Here is a 16777-nt window from a genome sequence, read left to right on the forward strand (position 1 = left end):
GTTGAGCCCGGCGCGCCGGCTGCGGGAGTGTGGACCTACCGGTCCCCGCCGGACCTGTGGAGCGAGGAGTACCTGAACCTGGTGGCCCTGGCCTGACACGGGACCGGTGCGGCCCGGGGCGCTGTACCCCGGGCCGCACGCCGGCTCAGGCGTCCGTCCGAACGGGCTTGCGGGCCTCGATCAGGAACCGGGTGGCGTGGGCGACGAACGGCCCCTCGCGCCGGATCAGCTCGTGCAGTTCCGCGAGGCGGTCCCGGTACTCGGCGACGGTGAAGCCCGGCACCATCCAGATCACCTTCCGCAGGAAGTAGACCACGGCGCCGATGTCGAAGAACTCCGTCCGCAGGGACTCGATCCGCAGGTCAAGCACCTCGAGGCCGGCGGCCTCGGCGGCCGCGCGGGCGTCCCCGTGGTGGCGCCCGCGCCGTACTTCCTCGGACTGCGGTCCGAGGAAGTACTCCACCAGCTCGAAGACGCTGGAGTGGCCGACGTGCTGGGCGAGGTACGTCCCGCCGGGCCGCAGGACGCGGGCGATCTCCGTCCAGTGGGCGGTCACGGGGTGCCGGGAGGCCACCAGGTCGAACGCCTCGTCGGCGAACGGCAGCGGCGGCTCGTCCCGGTCGGCGACCACCACGATCCCGCGCGGGTGCAGCAGCCTGGTCGCCTTGGCGACGTTGGGCGGCCAGCCCTCGGTCGCCACCGTCAGCCGGGGGAAGTTCCCCGCGCCCGCCAGGACCTCCCCGCCGCCGGTCTGGATGTCCAGCGCGGCGGAGGCGAGGGCCAGCCGCTCGCCCAGCAGTCGCTGGTACCCCCAGGAGGGCCGCTGCTCGGTCGCCCGACCCTCCAGCCAGGAGAAGTCCCAGCCCTCCACCGGGGCGGCTTCGGCCTCGGCCACCAGTTCGTCAAAGCTTCGCGTCGTCTGTGACATATCGGGATCATTGCGGCATTTCCGAGCGCAATCCAGCGAATTAACGTGTGCAGGGAAGGTGAAGGCGGCTGCGCGAGGGCGCGGTGGCGCGCGGGGTGGGCGTTCCCCGGGTGGTGTGTATGCCCTCTGAGCTGCGATGTCCCCGCTGGTTTTGCCGGGGGTTGACGCTTCGGGGATCGAAGCGTGTCTGCGTCGAGGCCGGGCCGAGATCTGACGGCTAGAAACTTGTTAGGCAAGCCTTTCCTGTCCTAGGTTTCTGTGTCGCCAGGCCGGTCCCGGCGCTTCCCGCCCGGGCGTGCGGGGGTGCCCCCGCATCCGACTGGCCCAGCCACTCGGGGTGCCGCCGTCAGGCCGGCCCCGCTCATCGCGGAGGACCCTCACCATGTTCGGAACCAGGATCGGTGCTGTCCGTCCGGCCGCGGCGCTGTCGCTGGCGACCGCGTGCGTGCTTGCGCTGGCCGCCTGCTCCAGCTCGGGCGGCAGCTCGTCGGACGGCCCCTCGCAGGCCGCCACCGGCGCCCAGGCGCTCGCCGGACAGACCATCACCGTCTACAGCGGCCAGCACGAGCAGACCGTCAAGGCGCTGGCCGCCGACTTCGAGAAGCGCACCGGCGTCAAGGTCGACCTGCGCTCCGGTGACGAGGCCGAACTCGCCAACCAGATCCTCCAGGAGGGCAAGGCCTCCCCGGCCGACGTCTTCTACGCCGAGAACCCGCCCGCGCTCACCGTCCTGGAGGAGCAGGGCCTGCTCGCCGCCGTCCAGCCGGACACCCTCAAGTCCGTTCCCGCCGGGGACAGTTCACCCAAGGGCGACTGGGTCGGCGTGTCCGCCCGCACCGCCGCCTTCCTGGCCGCCGAGGGCAAGCCCGCCGACACCGCGCCGCCGGCCTCGGTCCGCGACCTGGCCAAGCCCGAGTGGAAGGGCCGTCTGGGCATCGCACCCAGCGAGACCGACTTCGCGCCGATCGTCACCCGGATGATCAAGACCGACGGCGCGGACGCCACCAAGCAGTGGCTGCTCGGCCTCAAGGCCAACGCCAAGAGCTACGACAGCAACGAGAGCCTTGCCGCCGCGATCAACAGCGGCGAGGTCGAGGGCGGCGTGATCGACCACTACTACTTCTACCGCCTGCGCGACGAGAAGACCGCCGCCCAGACCCACGCCAAGCTGCACTACTTCACCAAGACCGACCCGGGCGCCCTGGTCGACGTCTCCGGTGCCGGCGTGCTCAAGGGCGGCAAGCACCAGCAGGCCGCCCAGGCATTCCTCGCCTACCTCGACAGCGCCCCCGCGCAGACGCTGATCGCCACCTCGGAGAGCTACGAGTACCCGCTGGTCGCGGGTGTCAAGGGGAAGGCCGAACTGCCCGCGCTGGACGCCGTCGGCGCGGTCGCCTCCGCCGCCGACCTCGGCGACGGCAAGGAGGCCCTCCAGCTGCTCCAGGACACCGGTCTCCTCGCGTGAGCACCCCGCACTCCGCACGGAGCACCGACAGCCCGTCACCGCTGCCGCGGTGGCGGGCCGCCGGCCTGCTCGCGCCGCTCGCCTTCGCGATCGTCGCCGTGGTCGCCTCACCGCTGGCCTTCGTCGTCGTCCAGGCCGGGCAGGCGGGCTGGGACCAGGCGCAGCGGCTGCTCGGCCGCCCGCTGATCGCCACCCTGCTCTGGAACACCGCCACCCTCGCCGCCGCCGTGACCGCGGCCACCGCCGTGCTCGGCTTCGGCGCCGCCTACCTGGTCGAGCGCACCGACCTGCCCGGCCGTCGCTGGTGGACCGTCGCCCTCGTGCTCCCGCTCGCCGTACCGGAGTTCGTCCGCGGCTACTCCTGGGTCTCGCTGTTCTCCTCGGTGCGCGGCTACTGGGGGGCGGTCCTGGTGATGACCTGCTCCCTCTACCCGCTGGTCTTCCTGCCGGTCGCCGCCACCCTGCGGCGCGCCGACACCGCCGCGGAGGAGGTCTCCCGCAGCCTCGGCCGAGGCCCGCTCGCCACCCTGTGGCGGGTCACCCTGCCGCTGACCCGGCCCGCGCTGGCCGGCGGCGCGCTGCTGGTCTCGCTCTACCTGCTCGGTGAGTACGGCGCCTTCGCGATGCTGCGCTTCACCACCTTCGCCACCGCCATCTTCACCCAGTACAAGTTGGGCTTCGACGCCGCCTCGGCCGCCCAGCTCACCCTGGTCCTGGTGGCGCTCGCCCTGCTGCTGGTCCTGCTGGAGGCCGGATGCGGCCGTCGGGGACGGGTCGCCCGCAGGGGCGCCGTGGGCCGCCGGGCGGCAGTGGTCCGGCTCGGGCGCTGGAAGCCGCCGGCCCTCGCGGCGCTGGCCGCCCTGGTCGCCACCGCGGTCGGCGTACCGCTGTACGCCCTCGGGTACTGGCTGGTGGTCGGCAGCTCCACCACCCTGCCGTCCGCGTCCGTGCTCTCCGCCGCGCTCACCACCCTCGGCTACGCCGCCACCGCCGCGCTGGTGGCCACCGCGGCCGCCGTCCCCGTGGCGCTGTACGGCTGGCGGCGCGGCACCCGCCTGGCCAGGGCCGCCGAGCGCGCCGCCTACCTCACCCGCGCGCTGCCCGGAATCGCCGTCGCGCTCTCGGTGGTGCACTTCGCGATCCGCTACGCCGAGCCGGTGTACCAGCAGCCGCCGCTGCTGGTCGCCGGGTACGTGATCCTGTTCTTCCCGCTCGCGCTCACCGCCGTACGGGCCGCCCTCGCCCAGGTGCCGCCCGGCGTCGAGGAGGTGGCCCGCTCGCTGGGTACGCCACCGCTCGGCGTGCTGCTGCGGGTCACCCTGCCGCTCGTGCTGCCCGGCCTCGGCGCGGCCGCCGCGATGGTCGCGCTCACCGCGGGCACCGAGCTCACCGCCACCCTGCTGCTCCGCCCGACCGGCACCCAGACCCTGGCGACCCAGTTCTGGGTCTACACCAGCGGCCTCGCGTACGGCGCGGCCGCACCCTACGCGGCACTGATGACGGCGATGTCCGTGCCGCCCGTGCTGTTGCTCACCCGCCGCACGCTCGGCACCAACTCCCGTACGGAGGATTCGCGTTGAGTGGACTCAAGGTCAGTGGACTGCGCGCCGGGCACGGCCGGGCCGAGATCCTCTCCGGGGTCGACCTGGTGGTCGAGGACGGGGCGCTGGCCTGCGTCCTGGGGCCGTCCGGCTGCGGGAAGAGCACCCTGCTGCGGGTGATCGCCGGGTTCCACCCGGCCGCGGCCGGCCGGGTGTCCCTCGGGGAACGGACCCTGGACGACGGCCGGTCACGGCTGCCGGCCGAACGGCGGCGGATCGGGTACGTGCCGCAGGACGGCGCGCTCTTCCCGCACCTCACCGTCGCGGGCAACATCGGCTTCGGCCTGCCGCGCGGCAGGCGCCGCGAGAAGGCCGCCGAACTCCTGGCCCTGGTCGGCCTCGACGGCCTCGGTGACCGCCACCCGCACCAGCTCTCCGGCGGTCAGCAGCAGCGCGTGGCGCTCGCCCGCGCGCTCGCCACCGAACCCGAACTCCTGCTGCTGGACGAGCCGTTCGCGGCACTGGACGCCGCGCTGCGCACCGAGCTGCGGACCGAGGTCGCGGCCACCCTGCGCCGGGCCGGGGCCACCGCGATCCTGGTCACCCACGACCAGGAGGAGGCGCTCTCCTTCGCCGACACCATCGCCGTGATGCGCGCGGGCCGGATCGCCCAGCAGGCCGCCCCGCACGAGCTGTACCACGCACCCGCCGACGCCGCCGTCGCCCGCTTCCTCGGCGAGGCCAACCTGGTCCCCGCCCAGCTGGACGGGGCCAAGGCCGACACCGCCTTCGGCAGCCTCCCGCTGACCGCCGACGCGGGCACGGCCCGCCGGGGCCTGGTCCTGCTGCGCCCCCGTCAGCTCTCCCTCACGGCCGACCCCCTCCCCGGGGCCGTCCGGGCCCGGGTGACCCGCTCCCACTTCCGCGGTCACGACCACCGCGTCGAACTCCGGCCGGACCCGCAGGACGGCCTGCCCGGCAGCCTGATCGCCTACACCGACGGCCCGTGGCCGCACGACGATGCCTACGTCCGGGCGCAGGGCCTCGCCCACCCGCTGGACGAGTCCGAGGACACCCCCGCCGCCGTCGGCAGCTGAGACGGCCGGGGAGTCGTAGCCGGTCAGGAGGGGAGGACCAGGCGGTTCTCGTAGGCGAAGACCACGGCCTGGACACGGTCGCGCAGGCCGAGCTTGAGCAGGATCCGGCTGACGTGGGTCTTCACGGTGGCCTCGGCGAGGTTGAGCTCGGCGGCGATCTCGGCGTTGGACAGGCCCCGGGCGAGCAGGACCAGGACGCTGCGCTCCCTGGCGGTGAGGGCCTCGACCGCCTCGTCGGCGCGGGCCCGGCTGCCACCGTCGGTGGGCAGTTGGGACGCGAAGGTGTCGAGCAGGCGGCGGGTGATGCGGGGGGCGACCACCGCGTCCCCGGCTGCGACGGAGCGGATCGCCGCGAGCAGCTCGTCCGGCTGGGCGTTCTTGAGCAGGAAGCCGGAGGCACCGGCGCGCAGCCCGGCGAAGGCGTACTCGTCCAGGTCGAAGGTGGTGAGGATGAGGACCTTGGTGTCGGGGTTGGCCGCGACGATCCGGCTGGTGGCCTCGATGCCGTCCATCCCGGGCATCCGGACGTCCATCAGCACCACGTCCACCTGGCCCTCGGCGACCAGGCGGACCGCCTCGGCGCCGTCCTCGGCCTCCCCGGCCACCGCCATGTCCGGCTGGGAGCCGAGCACCAGTGAGAAGGCGACCCGCATCAGGGGCTGGTCATCGACCAGCAGGACTCGGATGGTCATCGGGTGTTCAGCTCCTGTCGTCGGGGACGGTGTCCGGCGCGGGGCCGTCGAAATCCGGTGCGGCACCGTCGGAGTCCAGTCCGGTGTCGTCCAGCACCAGGGTGGTGGCCACCCGCCAGCCGCCGCCGGGCAGCGGGCCTGCGACGAGCTCGCCGCCGTACGAGGCCGCGCGGGAACGCATACCGGTGAGCCCCTGGCCGGTGTGGCCGGTCGGACTGGTGTGGCCCTGGTGGGGTTTGGGGAACCCGTTGTCGCAGACCTCGACCGTGACGGTGGACGGGCCGCAGGCCACCCGGACCCGGGCGGTGGCGCCGGGGGCGGTGTGCTTGAGGGTGTTGGTCAGTGACTCCTGGACCAGCCGGTAGACGGTGAGCTGGGCGCCGGCCGAGACGGCCGAGTGGTCGCCCTCCAGGTGGAGTCCGGTACGCAGCCCGGCCGCCCTGACCTGCTCGACCAGCGCGGTGAGCTGGGCGATGCCGGGCTGCGGGTGGCGCAGCGCGTCGGGTTCGTCGGAGCGCAGCACACCGAGGAAGCGCCGCATGTCGGTGAGGGCGCGGCGGCCGGTTTCGGCGGACTGCCGCATCGCGGCGGTGGCCTTCTCGGGCGCGTGGGCGTTGGCGTAGACCGCGCCGTCGGCCAGGGCGACCATCACGGACAGGTTGTGGGTGACGATGTCGTGCATCTCCCGGGCGATCCGGGAGCGCTCCTCGGCCACCGCGAGCGCCGCTTGCTGGTCGCGCTGCCGCTCCAGGTCGTGGGCGCGCTGCCGCAGGGCGGCCAGCTGGGCGCGCCGGGCCCGGAGGTTGAGACCGAGCACCGCTGCCGCGGTGACGGTGCCGGAGAGCATGACGAAGACCTTGACCGAGGTGGCGAGCGGGCTGCCGCCGTGTTCGGTGATCGGTGTCCAGCGCAGTACGGCCAGCACCACGCCGAGCTCGGCGACCAGGTACGCGATCATGGTGCGCCGGCGCCTGCAGTGGGCGCCGACGGTGTAGAGCGCGAACAGCACGGCGATGTCGGCGGGCATGCCCCAGGCGGTGAGCCACTGCACGAAGGCGACGGCCGCGGTGACCCCGAAGACCGCGAACGGCACCCGGCGGCGGAAGGTCAGCGGCAGGATCAGGCCGATCTGCAGGGCCCACAGCCACGAGTGCGCGGAGAGGTAGCGGTGCTGGGGCGCCGAGGTGACCAGCAGCAGGGCGAGGGCACAGCCGAAGTCGACCAGGGTGGGGTAGCGCTCGGTGAGGATCCGCACCCGCAGCTGCCCGAGCTGCCCCCGCAGCCGGGCGACGAGCCCCCCGAACCCGGCGAGCCCCCGGGGCGCGCCGGTGCGGCGCGCCCCGGGGGCTGCGGAGGTCTGGTCGAGGCCGGTCACCGGGCCATTCTCTCCCAGCCGGCGGCACGGGCCGTCACGCGTCGCGCCGCTTGAGCACGACGGCGGCGCCGACCAGGGACGCCAGGACGTAGAGGCACATCACCCCGAAGCCCGTCCACGGGGCCAGGTCGTGCGGGCCCTGGTGCAGGGTGGCGAGGGCCTGGCCGGCGTTGCCGGGCAGGTACGGGACGATGTCGTCCTGCCAGGAGCTGGGCAGGGCCTCGGCCAGCAGCGGCAGGACCAGCAGGGTGCCGAAGACGGCGGCGATGCCACCGGCCGTGTTGCGGATCAGGGTGCCGATCCCGATGGCGAGCAGGCCGACCGCCGTCAGGTAGAGGCCCATGCCGAGGACGACCCGGGTGACGCCGGGCGCGGAGAGCGTGGTGTCCAGGTGCTTGCCGGCCAGGATGGTCTGGCCGACGAAGAACGCGATCACGCAGGAGACGGTGGCGACCACCCAGGTGATCGCGCCGAACACGGCGGTCTTGGCCCACAGCACCGGCAGCCGCTTGGGCACGGCGGTCAGCGAGGCGCGGATCATGCCGGTGGAGTACTCACCGGTGACCACCAGGACACCGAGCACGCCGATCGCCATCTGGGCCATGAAGTAGCCGCGCAGGCTGTGCTCGACCGGGGTGAAGTGGACCCGCTCCTCGGCCGGGAGGTGGTCCCAGCGGCTCATGGTGGCCCAGCAGAACAGTGCGCCGAAGCCGACGGTGAGCGCCACGCTCACCGCGAGGGTGATGTAACTGGAGCGCAGCGAACGGAACTTGATCCACTCGGAGTGGATCACCCGGGGCAGGGTGACCCGGCCGTCGCCGGCCCTGGTCGACGTCACGGTGGCGGTGCTCATGCTGCGACCTCCTGGGCCGGCGCGGTGGTGGTGACGGTGGCCTCGTACTCGACGGCGTCCCTGGTCAGCTCCATGAACGCCTCCTCCAGCGAGGCCTGCTGCGGGGTCAGCTCGAACAGGACCAGGCCGTGCTCGGCGGCCAGCCGGCCGATCCGCTCGCTGTCGGCACCGGAGACCTCCAGCACCTCCGTGCCCTGCTCGGCCGCCACCTCGACGTCCGGGAGGTCGCGCAGCAGCTTGCCCAGGTGCTCCGCGTCCGGGGTGCGGACGTGCACCTTGCCGCTGGACGCCTGGCGGGTGAACTCCTCGACCGAGGTGTCGGCGATCAGCCGGCCCCGGCCGATCACGATCAGGTGCTCGGCGGTGAGCGCCATCTCGCTCATCAGGTGCGAGGAGACGAGCACCGTACGGCCTTCGGCGGCAAGGGACTTGAGCAGGTTGCGGATCCACAGGATGCCCTCGGGGTCGAGCCCGTTGACCGGCTCGTCGAGGATCAGCGTGGCAGGGTCGCCGAGCAGTGCGGAGGCGATGCCCAGGCGCTGCCCCATGCCCAGCGAGAAGCCGCCGGCCCGCTTGCGGGCGACCTGGCGCAGACCGACCAGGTCGACCACCTCCTCCACCCGGCGGCGCGGGATGCCGTGGGTGGCGGCGAGGGCGAGCAGGTGGTTGAAGGCGCTGCGGCCGGTGTGCACCGCGCGGGCCTCCAGCATCGCGCCGACCTCGTGCAGCGGGGCGGCGTGGTCGGCGTACCGCCGGCCGTTCAGCGTGGCGTGGCCGGAGCTCGGCGTGTCCAGGCCGAGCAGCATCCGCATGGTGGTGGACTTCCCGGCGCCGTTGGGGCCGAGGAAGCCGGTGACGGCACCGGGGCGGACGGTGAAGCTCAGGTCGTGGACGGCGGTTTTGGGGCCGTAGCGCTTGCTCAGGCCGACGGCTTCGATCATGGTGTGGTCCTCGGGGGAGGGACTGTCGGGGCAGTCCAACGCTATTTTCCGGGATCGGCCGGGACGAGCGGCGCCAGGACGATTCACCCCGGGCGCCGGTGCGACGCGCGATGCAGCCCGACTACATCTCAAGACGGATGGCCGCCCGAACGGACGCGGCCACCCGTGGGCGGCCGGGCTACCGGAGGCCCTGGTCCAGCACCAGCCGGAAGGCCACCCGGGCCTGGCCGAGGCCGTCGTGGTCGGGCTGCGCCGGGATGCCGCCGATCTCCGCCTCGCCCGGGTCCGGGGTGAAACCCATCGCCCGGTGGAACGCGATCGAGCCGAGGTCGGCCGGCGAGGTGACGGCGCGTACCTGGTGGCGCCCCGCCGCGAGGGCGCCCGCGCAGAACCGGGTGTAGAGCCCCCGGGCCACCCCCTGGCCCCGGTGCGCGGATGCACTCCGACGAAGTGGATGTACGCCTGGGACCGGCCGTTCCCGGACCGGCCGTTCCCGGACCGGCCGTTCCCGGACCGGCCGGGGCCGCGACCGGCCCGGGGTCGCGGTCAGCCGGCCGGCCGCCCGAGCACGGCGGAGAGTTCGCCTGCCCCGACGGCCCGGGCGCGGACCCGCAGTTCGGGGCTGCGGCGGAAGCGGAGCGTGAACTCCGCCCACTGCCCGGCGCGCAGCGCGGGCGGGTCGGATATCAGGATGTCCGCGCCGTCCGGTGACATCGCCAGCTCGCCCCTGGCCGGGACGGTAACGGTCGGCGAGTAGGACCAGCTGCCGGTGGCGCCGAGCATCCGGTGCTCCTTCAGCGCGAGCCGGCCGGACCGGTCCCAGCTGACGCCGGTCAGTTCGTCGGGCACGTCACCGGGGTTGCGGACGGTGAGGAAGGCGGAGGCCGGTCCCGCGCCGGCCGGGACCAGGATCCAGCCCGTCCCCTCGGCCAGGACCGGCCGGGCCCGGCCGGCGCCGCCGAACGCCGTCCAGCCGGACAGCAGGACCAGGCACGCGGCGGCCGCCGTCAGCGGCGGGAGTGCGGCCCGTTTCACCGTGGCCTCCGGGCGGTCGCGCCGGTGCGGCCGGGGGCAGGCCGCCAGGTGCGCAGCCGCAGACTGTTGCCGACCACCAGGAGCGAGCTGGCCGACATCGCGAGGGCGGCGAGCATCGGGTTGAGCAGGCCGACCGCCGCCAGCGGCAGCAGGACGGCGTTGTAGCCGAAGGCCCAGAGCAGGTTGACCCGGATGGTGGCCAGGGTGCGCCGCGCCAGGCGCACCGCGTCGACCACCGCCTCGATGTCGCCGCGCATCAGGGTCAGCCCCGCCGCGCCGATCGCCGCGTCGGTGCCGGAGTCGAGCGCGATGCCGAGGTCCGCCGAGGCCAGTGCGACCGCGTCGTTGACGCCGTCGCCGACCACCGCCACCACCCGACCCGCCGCGCGAAGTCCGGCTACCACCTCGGCCTTGCGCTCCGGCGAGGCGTCGGCGTGCACCTCGGTGATCCCCAGCTGCCCGGCGACGGCGCGGGCCGCGCCCGGACGGTCGCCGGTCAGCAGTACGGTCTCCAGACCCAGCCCGCGCAGCCGGTGCACCGCCCGGTAGCTGCCCGGCCGCAGCCGGTCGCCGACCAGCAGGACCGCCGCCGTGCGGCCGTCCAGCTCCACCACCACCGCGGTCCGGCCGTCGGACTCGGCCCGGTTCAGCGCGTCCCGCAGGGCCGGCGGAAGGGCCGAGGGGTCGCCGGGCCGCCGGATCCGCACGCTCCGGCCACAGGCCGTGCCGTGGACGCCGTCACCCGGGGTGGCCGCGAAGCCGGTGGTCCTCGGCAGCTCGGACCCGCACCGCCGGCGGGCCGCCGCCGCGACGGCGCGGCCGATCGGATGCTCGGAGTGGTGTTCGACGGCGCCGGCCAGCAGCAGCACCTCGTCGGCCGACTCGCCCGGGGCGGTGACCGTTTCGGCGAGCTCCATGTGCCCGCTGGTCAGGGTGCCGGTCTTGTCCAGCACCACGGTGTCGATCCGGCGCAGGCTCTCCAGCACCTCGGGACCCCGGACCAGGACGCCGAGTTCGGCGCCGCGTCCGGTGGCCGCGAGCAGCGCGGTCGGGGTGGCGAGGCCGAGCGCGCACGGGCAGGCGACCACCAGCACCGCCACCGCCGCGGTGACCGCCGCCTGCGGATCGGCGCCCGCCCCCAGCCAGAAGCCCAGCACGCACACGGCGACCGCCAGCACACAGGGGACGAACACGCCGGCGACGGCGTCCGCCAGCCGCTGGGCGCGCGCCTTGCCGCTCTGGGCGTCGGCCACCAGCGCGGTGATCCGGGCGAGCCGGGTGTCCGCGCCGACCGCGGTGGCGCGTACCAGCAGCGAGCCGCCGGCGTTCACGGTGCCGCCGGCCACCCGGTCGCCGGGGCCGACCTCCACCGGGACGCTCTCCCCGGTCAGCAGGCTCAGATCGAGCGCCGAGGTGCCCTCCACCACCACCCCGTCGGTGGCCACCTTCTCACCAGGACGGACCACGAACTCCTGCCCCGGCAGCAGCTGTTCGACCGGGATCAGCCGCTCGGCCCCCTCCTGGCGGACGCAGACCTCCTTCGCCCCCAGCTCGGCGAGCGCCCGGAGCGCGGAGGCGCTGCGCCGCCGCACCCGGCCCTCCAGCATCCGTCCGCACAGCACGAACGCCGGGACGCCGACCGCGGCCTCCAGATAGACGTGTGCCGCACCGCCGCCGGCGGCGGTCAGCGAGAGGGGCATCCGCATGCCGGGCTCGCCCGCCCCGCCCAGGAACAGCGCGTACGCGGACCAGCCGAAGGCGGCCAGAACGCCCAGGCTCACCAGGGTGTCCATGGTGGCGGTGGCGTGCCGCAGCCCCTGCCAGGCGCGGCGGTGGAAGCCGTACGAGCCCCAGCCGACCACCGGCAGCGCAAGCGCGAAGCAGACCCACTGCCAGGCCCGGAACTGGAGCGAGGGCACCATCGACAGCACGATGACCACGGCCGCCAGGACGGCCGTCACCACCAGCCGCGGCCGGTCCTCGGCGGGTTCGGCCCAGTCGGCGGCGGTGGCGGCGCGGTCCAGGACCGGTTCGGCGGTGTAACCGGCGCGCTCGACCGCCGCGACCAGCTCGGCCGCGCCGACCTCGACCGGGTGCACCACCCTGGCCCGGCCGGTGGCCAGGTTGACGCCCGCACTCACGCCCGCGATGCGGGCCAGCCGCTTCTCCACCCGGGAGACGCACGCCGCGCAGGTCATCCCGCCGACGGCCAGGTCCGTGGTGGTGACCTCACCGGCCTTGGTGGGGGCGCTCATCGGCCCGCCCCCGTGTCGTGCCCGCCCATGCCGTGCCCGCCCATGCCGGGCATCCGGTCACCCGGGTCGGCCGGGCCGCTGCCGCCCGGTGCCAGGCCGGGTGCGACCGGGCCGGCTGCCCGGCCCGCCGCGAAGGCGCCCAGGAAGACGACGAGGAGGAGCAGGGCGAAGCCCAGCAGGACGACGGATGGGCGGGTGCCCGGTTCGGTTGCTTCCACACCACACCAGTCGGACCGCCGGGCGCGCGAGTTCCCGGGTGGTACGGCCGGGGCGCAAGGGGCGGGAACGGCGGCAGGGCCGCGGCGGCAGCGGTGGGGGTGCAGAGCTGTGGGCCCGGACGCGGTGGTGCTCGGAGCGGAACGGCCGCGATGCGCGGTCATATGACTTGTGCGGCGGCCGCGCGGCCATTAGGAGGATTCTGGCCACACGGAAAATGACGCCGAGTCATGTGCCCCTGCTTGCTGGCATCTTGAGGGGAAAAGCCGCAGTTCCCGGAAGGCGCAGCCATGCAGGCACCCCCCACCGACGGCATCACGTCGCTACCGCAGCAAACGACTCGCGAGCAACGGCCCGTACCGGACCCGTCCGCCGAGAGCCGCACCCAACTCACCTGGTGGATCTGGACCCTGGCCGCAGCGCTGTTCTTCGTCTACATGCTGCTGTCCCTGCGCATCCATCAGCGGATCCTCTCCAACAGCTATGACCTGGGAGTCTTCGAACAGGCCGTGCGCTCCTACGCGGAGGGCCACCTGCCCGTCTCCGAGCTGAAGGCGCCGGGCTTCCCCGTCCTCGGGGACCACTTCTCCCCGGTGCTGGCCCTGCTGGCACCCCTGTACCGGTTGTGGCCGTCGGCGATGGCCCTGCTGGTGGCGCAGGCGGCGCTGATCGCCTTCAGCGTCCTCCCGCTGACCTGCTGGGCCCGGCGGGCGCTCGGCTCGCGGGCCGCCGCGGTCGTCGGCGTCTGCTACGGGCTCTCGTGGGGGATTGCGAGCGGAGTCGGCTACGACTTCCACGAGGTGGCCTTCGCCGTCCCGCTCCTCGCCTGCTCGCTGTCCGCGCTCGGCAGCGGCCGGCTGCGCGCCGCGGTGTGGTGGGCACTGCCGCTGCTGGTGGTGAAGGAGGACCTCGGGGTCACGGTGGCGGTGATCGGCGTGTTGGTCGCGCGGCGCGGTGGACGCCGGCTCGGGTTCGGCACCGTCATGGCCGGTCTGATCGGAACGGTGCTGGGGCTGGCCGTGCTGTCCGCCCTCAGCCCGGACGGCGTGATGGCCCACTGGTTCCTGCCGAACAGCCCGGGCGGAGGCAGGGGCGGGCCGATGGATCTGCTGTTCCAGGGCACGATCGGAATGATCACCCCGGACACCAAGGTCATGACCCTGCTGCTGGTGCTGGCCCCGACCCTGTTCCTGGCGCTGCGCTCCCCGCTGCTGTGGACCGCCCTGCCGACCATGCTCTGGCGGTTCGCCTCGGGGCTGTCCCCGCACTGGGGCACCGGTTTCCACTACTCGCTGGTGCTGATGCCGATCGTCTTCGCGGCCTTCGTCGACGCGCTGAACCGGCGCAGCTCGCACCCGGCCAGTGTGCGCCGCTACCTCGCGGGCTCCGCCGCGGTCACCTGCCTGCTCCTGCCGCAGTTCCCGTTCTGGCAGCTGGTCCAGTCGGCCACCTGGCGGCCCGATCCCCGGGTCGCCACGGCGCACAGCCTGATGGACCGCATCCCTGACGGAGCCACGGTGCAGGCCTCCACCTTCCTGGTGCCCCAGCTCACCAACCGCACCAGCGTCAGCCTCTTCGGCTGGGCCGCGAGCCGCCCCAACCCCCAGTGGATCATGGTGGACACCCGGATGCCGATGAACAAGCGGTGGCCGCTGAGCATCCCGGACGAGCAGGCCGCCCTGGGCCGGGCCCTCTCGCACGGCTACCGCACCGTCGCCGAGCAGGACGGTTTCGTCCTGCTCAACCGCCCGGACTGAGCGGAGGGCGGAGCAGACGAGTGGGGTGCCGGTCGAGCCCGACCGGCACCCCACTCGTCTGTCCGCGCGGCGTACCGCTACCGCCCGTCAGTCCTCTGTCGCACCGTCACCGACTTGATGACGACGGGATTCTTCGGCTTCCCGTCGGTCGAGCCGTCCGCCGTCCCGTTCCTGGCGATCTCCTTCAGGACGTCCAGGCCGCTCGTGACCTTCCCGAACGGGGTCCACTCGGGCGGCATCCGGAGCTCGGGGTCGGCGTAACTGATGAAGAACTGGCTGCCGTTCCGGCCCGGGACCACCTTGGACATCGCCACCGTGCCGGCCGGGTACGAGGCGCCGGCCAGGTTCTCGTCGCGGAAGAAGTACCCCGGATCGGCCGCGCCCTCCCCGGTGGGATCCCCGCAGTCCAGGACGAAGATCCCCTTGGTGGTCAGCCGATGGCACCTGCTGCCGTCGAAGTAGCCCTTCCGGGCGAGGAAGGCGAAGGAGTTGGTGGCGCACGGCGCGCGGCTGGTCAGGGCCTCGATGGTGACGGTCCCCAGATTGGTGACCAGCGTCGCCGTGTACGGCCGGGCCGCGGCCGCGGAGTCGAAGGAGGGGAGCGCGGACTTTCCGGTCCCGGTACGGGTGTAGGTGCAGTCCGGCGGTGGCGGGGCCGGCGGCCTGGCGCCGGCGTTCTCGCCGGTCAGCAGGACGGCGCCCCAGGCGAGTGCGGTGCAGGCCGTGACGGCCGCGAGCGCGGTCGCCGCCGCCCTGGCCGCCCGTCGCCGTCCCACGGTGGTGGTTCGCGGATTCTGTTGCCGATCGCTGTCGGACATTCGGGCCCCGATGTTGGTGAGTGGCGGTGGGTCACGCGACAACGGGAGCGTATCCAGGCACTCGTGAATCAGCGGGCCGACGGGCCGTTCGCCGAAATGGTGTGCAAATCGGCCCGGTTGGGCGGGGCTTGGCGGTGTTCCGGGCCGCCGGGTGCCCGAGGACGGCGGACTCCTCCGGCCTCGGGCACGGGGGAGTCCGCCGCGATCCGGTGTCAGCCGTGCGTCACGCACTTGTCGGCGCTGTTGGACCACAGGCCCTGGAGGTCGAAGGTGCCGGTGCTCAGGGTGACGTAGGCGTCGAGCTGCACGCAGGCGTCGCCGATCTCGCCGCCGCCGCCGTTCCAACCGATGCTGGGCCAGAAGTCGGTGACGGTCTCGGCGTACTCATGGGTCTCGGTCGACTCGATGCCGGAGAGCAGACGGCCGTCGGTGAAGGTGGTGCAGGCGCCGGCGCCGCTGTCCGGGATGTACGGCAGGTTGGTGTAGGCGAGCTTGCCGTAGCTGGTGGTGGTGTAGTCGTGCCAGGCGCAGAAACCCGAGCCGGGGAAGCCGTCCGGGTGGGTGCCGGTGGGGGAGAGCACCACGTACTGGGCGTTGAGGTTGGGCGTCTGGGTGGTGTTGCCGAAGTGCGCGGCGGCCTTGCCGGCCTCGGCGGCGATCTGCGCGGTGGTCGCACTGCCCGGCGCCGCGGCCGAGTTGTCGAACCAGACCCCGCCCAGCGGCGAGGAGCTCGGGTGGTTGACGTGGATCCCCTTGCTGCCGCAGGTGGCGGTGCCCTTGGCGACACCCTCGCAGTACTGGTCGAGGATGGTGCCCCAGGTGTCCTGGGTGCCGTAGAGGCCCTTGAACAGCTTCTGCATGTCGGTGGCCACCCCGGCCGGGTCCGAGGACCACTGCGAGCCCCAGAAGACCAGGTAGACCTTGGGGTTGGGGGAGACCACGCCCTGGCTGGCGCTGGAGCCGACCTTCAGGGTGTCGGTGGAGGCGCGCTGCTGCTGCGCGGTGCCGCGGACCAGCGGCTTGACGCCGTGGTGGGCGGCGGCCGGGGCGGGTTGCGCCTCGGCGGTGGCGGCGGCGAGCGAGGTGGTGCCGAGCGCGGCCAGGGCCGCTGCGGCCAGGGTGTGGGCGGCGGCCTTGAGCGGGCGAATGCGCATGCGTCTGCTCCCGGGTGTGGGGGTGGGGGAGGGGCGAACTGCGTGCGTTCCGAGCGCCGACACCCAATCAGCTGGGTCCCCCTCCGTCCATAGGTTGGGATGACACTGCGCGAAGATTTTGCTGCTTCTATGCCAAAGGTCTTCTGTCGTACCGCTGTTGAGCACCGTGCGGGTGATGTGCGGAGCCGGAGCCGGCCAGTGGGGCAGCAGGTGGCCCGCGTCCTGCGCGAGCGTCGGCTGACCGTCATGCCGCTGTCCCTGCACGCCGTCAACGCGCTGGTCGGCGCACCCCGGCTGAAGTTGCTGCTGCCCGGCGGGGAACCGCGCCCGGGCGAGCTCGGCCTGACCGGTCCGCCGGCCGAGGCCTCGCTGGCCGCGCTGCGCTTCGACACCGCCGCCATCGGCTGCTGCGGGCTGAGCACGGCGAACGGCCTGACCGCCTACGACCTGGCCGACGCCGCCGTCAAGCGGGCCGCGAGCGCCTCGGCCCGCCGGGTCGTCGCCGTCGCGGACGCCGCCGAGTTCTCCCGCACCGTGCTCGCCCACGTCACCCCGGCGGCCGCCCTGCATGCCGTGATCACCGACGAGGCGGCCCCGGAGGAGGAGACGGCCGCCCTCCGCGCGGCAGGTGTGACGGTACGAGCGGTTCG

At 73.7% G+C, this 16777-nt stretch carries 15 protein-coding genes and 1 pseudogene; 5 read left to right on the forward strand and 11 right to left on the reverse strand.

Annotated elements, in window-relative coordinates:
* Nucleotides 1-145: 145 nt before the first annotated feature.
* A complete protein-coding gene (locus ACZ5ON_RS02410; RefSeq protein ID WP_465584056.1) occupies nucleotides 146-928 on the reverse strand; it encodes a class I SAM-dependent methyltransferase in 783 nt (260 codons plus the stop codon).
* Between the two features lie 382 nt (nucleotides 929-1310).
* Here ACZ5ON_RS02410 and ACZ5ON_RS02415 point away from each other — a divergent pair, with 382 nt between their 5' ends.
* Genes ACZ5ON_RS02415 through ACZ5ON_RS02425 form a run of 3 tightly spaced genes read left to right on the forward strand, consistent with a single transcriptional unit; the run spans nucleotide 1311 to nucleotide 5031 of the window.
* Nucleotides 1311-2393 carry an extracellular solute-binding protein gene (locus tag ACZ5ON_RS02415; protein WP_465584059.1) on the forward strand — a complete coding sequence of 361 codons (1083 nt, stop codon included), beginning with the start codon at nucleotides 1311-1313 and terminating at the stop codon, nucleotides 2391-2393.
* On the forward strand, nucleotides 2390-3973 hold the full coding sequence (locus ACZ5ON_RS02420; RefSeq protein WP_465584063.1) for an ABC transporter permease: 1584 nt from the start codon (nucleotides 2390-2392) through the stop codon (nucleotides 3971-3973). Before ACZ5ON_RS02415 ends, ACZ5ON_RS02420 begins: the two co-directional genes overlap by 4 nt.
* Nucleotides 3970-5031 (forward strand): ABC transporter ATP-binding protein, encoded by a 1062-nt coding sequence (locus ACZ5ON_RS02425; RefSeq protein ID WP_465584066.1) that lies wholly within the window; start codon nucleotides 3970-3972, stop codon nucleotides 5029-5031. The genes ACZ5ON_RS02420 and ACZ5ON_RS02425 overlap by 4 nt, the downstream gene beginning before the upstream one ends.
* A gap of 23 nt (nucleotides 5032-5054) precedes the next feature.
* Here the strand turns inward: ACZ5ON_RS02425 and ACZ5ON_RS02430 are convergent, their stop codons facing one another.
* The 8 genes from ACZ5ON_RS02430 to ACZ5ON_RS02465 form a co-directional block, all read right to left on the reverse strand.
* The gene (locus ACZ5ON_RS02430; protein WP_465584069.1) at nucleotides 5055-5723 is read right to left on the reverse strand and encodes a response regulator; all 669 of its coding nucleotides are present in this window, start codon (nucleotides 5721-5723) and stop codon (nucleotides 5055-5057) included.
* 7 nt (nucleotides 5724-5730) lie between these two features.
* A complete protein-coding gene (locus ACZ5ON_RS02435; RefSeq protein ID WP_465584072.1) occupies nucleotides 5731-7098 on the reverse strand; it encodes a sensor histidine kinase in 1368 nt (455 codons plus the stop codon).
* Nucleotides 7099-7132: 34 nt separating this feature from the next.
* Nucleotides 7133-7951: an ABC transporter permease gene (locus ACZ5ON_RS02440; RefSeq protein ID WP_465584075.1), complete on the reverse strand. Its 819-nt coding sequence runs from the start codon at nucleotides 7949-7951 to the stop codon at nucleotides 7133-7135.
* The gene (locus ACZ5ON_RS02445; RefSeq protein WP_465584078.1) at nucleotides 7948-8892 is read right to left on the reverse strand and encodes an ATP-binding cassette domain-containing protein; all 945 of its coding nucleotides are present in this window, start codon (nucleotides 8890-8892) and stop codon (nucleotides 7948-7950) included. Before ACZ5ON_RS02445 ends, ACZ5ON_RS02440 begins: the two co-directional genes overlap by 4 nt.
* Before the next feature lie 178 nt (nucleotides 8893-9070).
* On the reverse strand, nucleotides 9071-9307 hold the full coding sequence (locus ACZ5ON_RS02450) for a GNAT family N-acetyltransferase (RefSeq protein WP_465584082.1): 237 nt from the start codon (nucleotides 9305-9307) through the stop codon (nucleotides 9071-9073).
* A 131-nt stretch (nucleotides 9308-9438) separates the two neighbouring features.
* Entirely contained in the window at nucleotides 9439-9927 is a 489-nt protein-coding gene (locus ACZ5ON_RS02455) for a copper chaperone PCu(A)C (RefSeq protein WP_465584087.1), read from the reverse strand.
* Nucleotides 9924-12182 carry a heavy metal translocating P-type ATPase gene (locus ACZ5ON_RS02460; RefSeq protein ID WP_465584090.1) on the reverse strand — a complete coding sequence of 753 codons (2259 nt, stop codon included), beginning with the start codon at nucleotides 12180-12182 and terminating at the stop codon, nucleotides 9924-9926. The genes ACZ5ON_RS02455 and ACZ5ON_RS02460 overlap by 4 nt, the downstream gene beginning before the upstream one ends.
* Complete coding sequence (locus ACZ5ON_RS02465; protein WP_465584093.1) at nucleotides 12179-12400, reverse strand: hypothetical protein; 222 nt, start codon at nucleotides 12398-12400, stop codon at nucleotides 12179-12181. Before ACZ5ON_RS02465 ends, ACZ5ON_RS02460 begins: the two co-directional genes overlap by 4 nt.
* A 288-nt stretch (nucleotides 12401-12688) precedes the next feature.
* Here ACZ5ON_RS02465 and ACZ5ON_RS02470 point away from each other — a divergent pair, with 288 nt between their 5' ends.
* Nucleotides 12689-14155, forward strand: coding sequence for a DUF2079 domain-containing protein (locus ACZ5ON_RS02470; RefSeq protein WP_465584096.1), 1467 nt, complete (start codon nucleotides 12689-12691; stop codon nucleotides 14153-14155).
* Nucleotides 14156-14232: 77 nt separating this feature from the next.
* Here the strand turns inward: ACZ5ON_RS02470 and ACZ5ON_RS02475 are convergent, their stop codons facing one another.
* Complete coding sequence (locus ACZ5ON_RS02475; RefSeq protein ID WP_465584099.1) at nucleotides 14233-14973, reverse strand: peptidylprolyl isomerase; 741 nt, start codon at nucleotides 14971-14973, stop codon at nucleotides 14233-14235.
* 212 nt (nucleotides 14974-15185) lie between these two features.
* Nucleotides 15186-16127, reverse strand: coding sequence for a hypothetical protein (locus ACZ5ON_RS02480; protein WP_465584102.1), 942 nt, complete (start codon nucleotides 16125-16127; stop codon nucleotides 15186-15188).
* Between the two features lie 207 nt (nucleotides 16128-16334).
* Between ACZ5ON_RS02480 and ACZ5ON_RS02485 the strand changes: the two are divergent.
* Nucleotides 16335-16775 (forward strand): annotated as a pseudogene (locus ACZ5ON_RS02485) (DeoR/GlpR family DNA-binding transcription regulator); the annotation flags it as partial.
* Between the last annotated feature and the right edge of the window lie 2 nt (nucleotides 16776-16777).

The sequence above is a fragment of the Kitasatospora sp. NPDC032150 genome, assembly GCF_055579945.1.

What these genes read in the sequence shown, in the direction of transcription:
- ACZ5ON_RS02470 (WP_465584096.1), top strand. Translation starts at nt 12,689, where the DNA reads ATGCAGGCACCCCCCACCGACGGCATCACGTCGCTACCGCAGCAAACG.
- ACZ5ON_RS02480 (WP_465584102.1), bottom strand. Translation starts at nt 16,127, where the DNA reads ATGCGCATTCGCCCGCTCAAGGCCGCCGCCCACACCCTGGCCGCAGCG.
- ACZ5ON_RS02410 (WP_465584056.1), bottom strand. Translation starts at nt 928, where the DNA reads ATGTCACAGACGACGCGAAGCTTTGACGAACTGGTGGCCGAGGCCGAA.
- ACZ5ON_RS02445 (WP_465584078.1), bottom strand. Translation starts at nt 8,892, where the DNA reads ATGATCGAAGCCGTCGGCCTGAGCAAGCGCTACGGCCCCAAAACCGCC.
- ACZ5ON_RS02440 (WP_465584075.1), bottom strand. Translation starts at nt 7,951, where the DNA reads ATGAGCACCGCCACCGTGACGTCGACCAGGGCCGGCGACGGCCGGGTC.
- ACZ5ON_RS02460 (WP_465584090.1), bottom strand. Translation starts at nt 12,182, where the DNA reads ATGAGCGCCCCCACCAAGGCCGGTGAGGTCACCACCACGGACCTGGCC.
- ACZ5ON_RS02430 (WP_465584069.1), bottom strand. Translation starts at nt 5,723, where the DNA reads ATGACCATCCGAGTCCTGCTGGTCGATGACCAGCCCCTGATGCGGGTC.
- ACZ5ON_RS02415 (WP_465584059.1), top strand. Translation starts at nt 1,311, where the DNA reads ATGTTCGGAACCAGGATCGGTGCTGTCCGTCCGGCCGCGGCGCTGTCG.
- ACZ5ON_RS02475 (WP_465584099.1), bottom strand. Translation starts at nt 14,973, where the DNA reads ATGTCCGACAGCGATCGGCAACAGAATCCGCGAACCACCACCGTGGGA.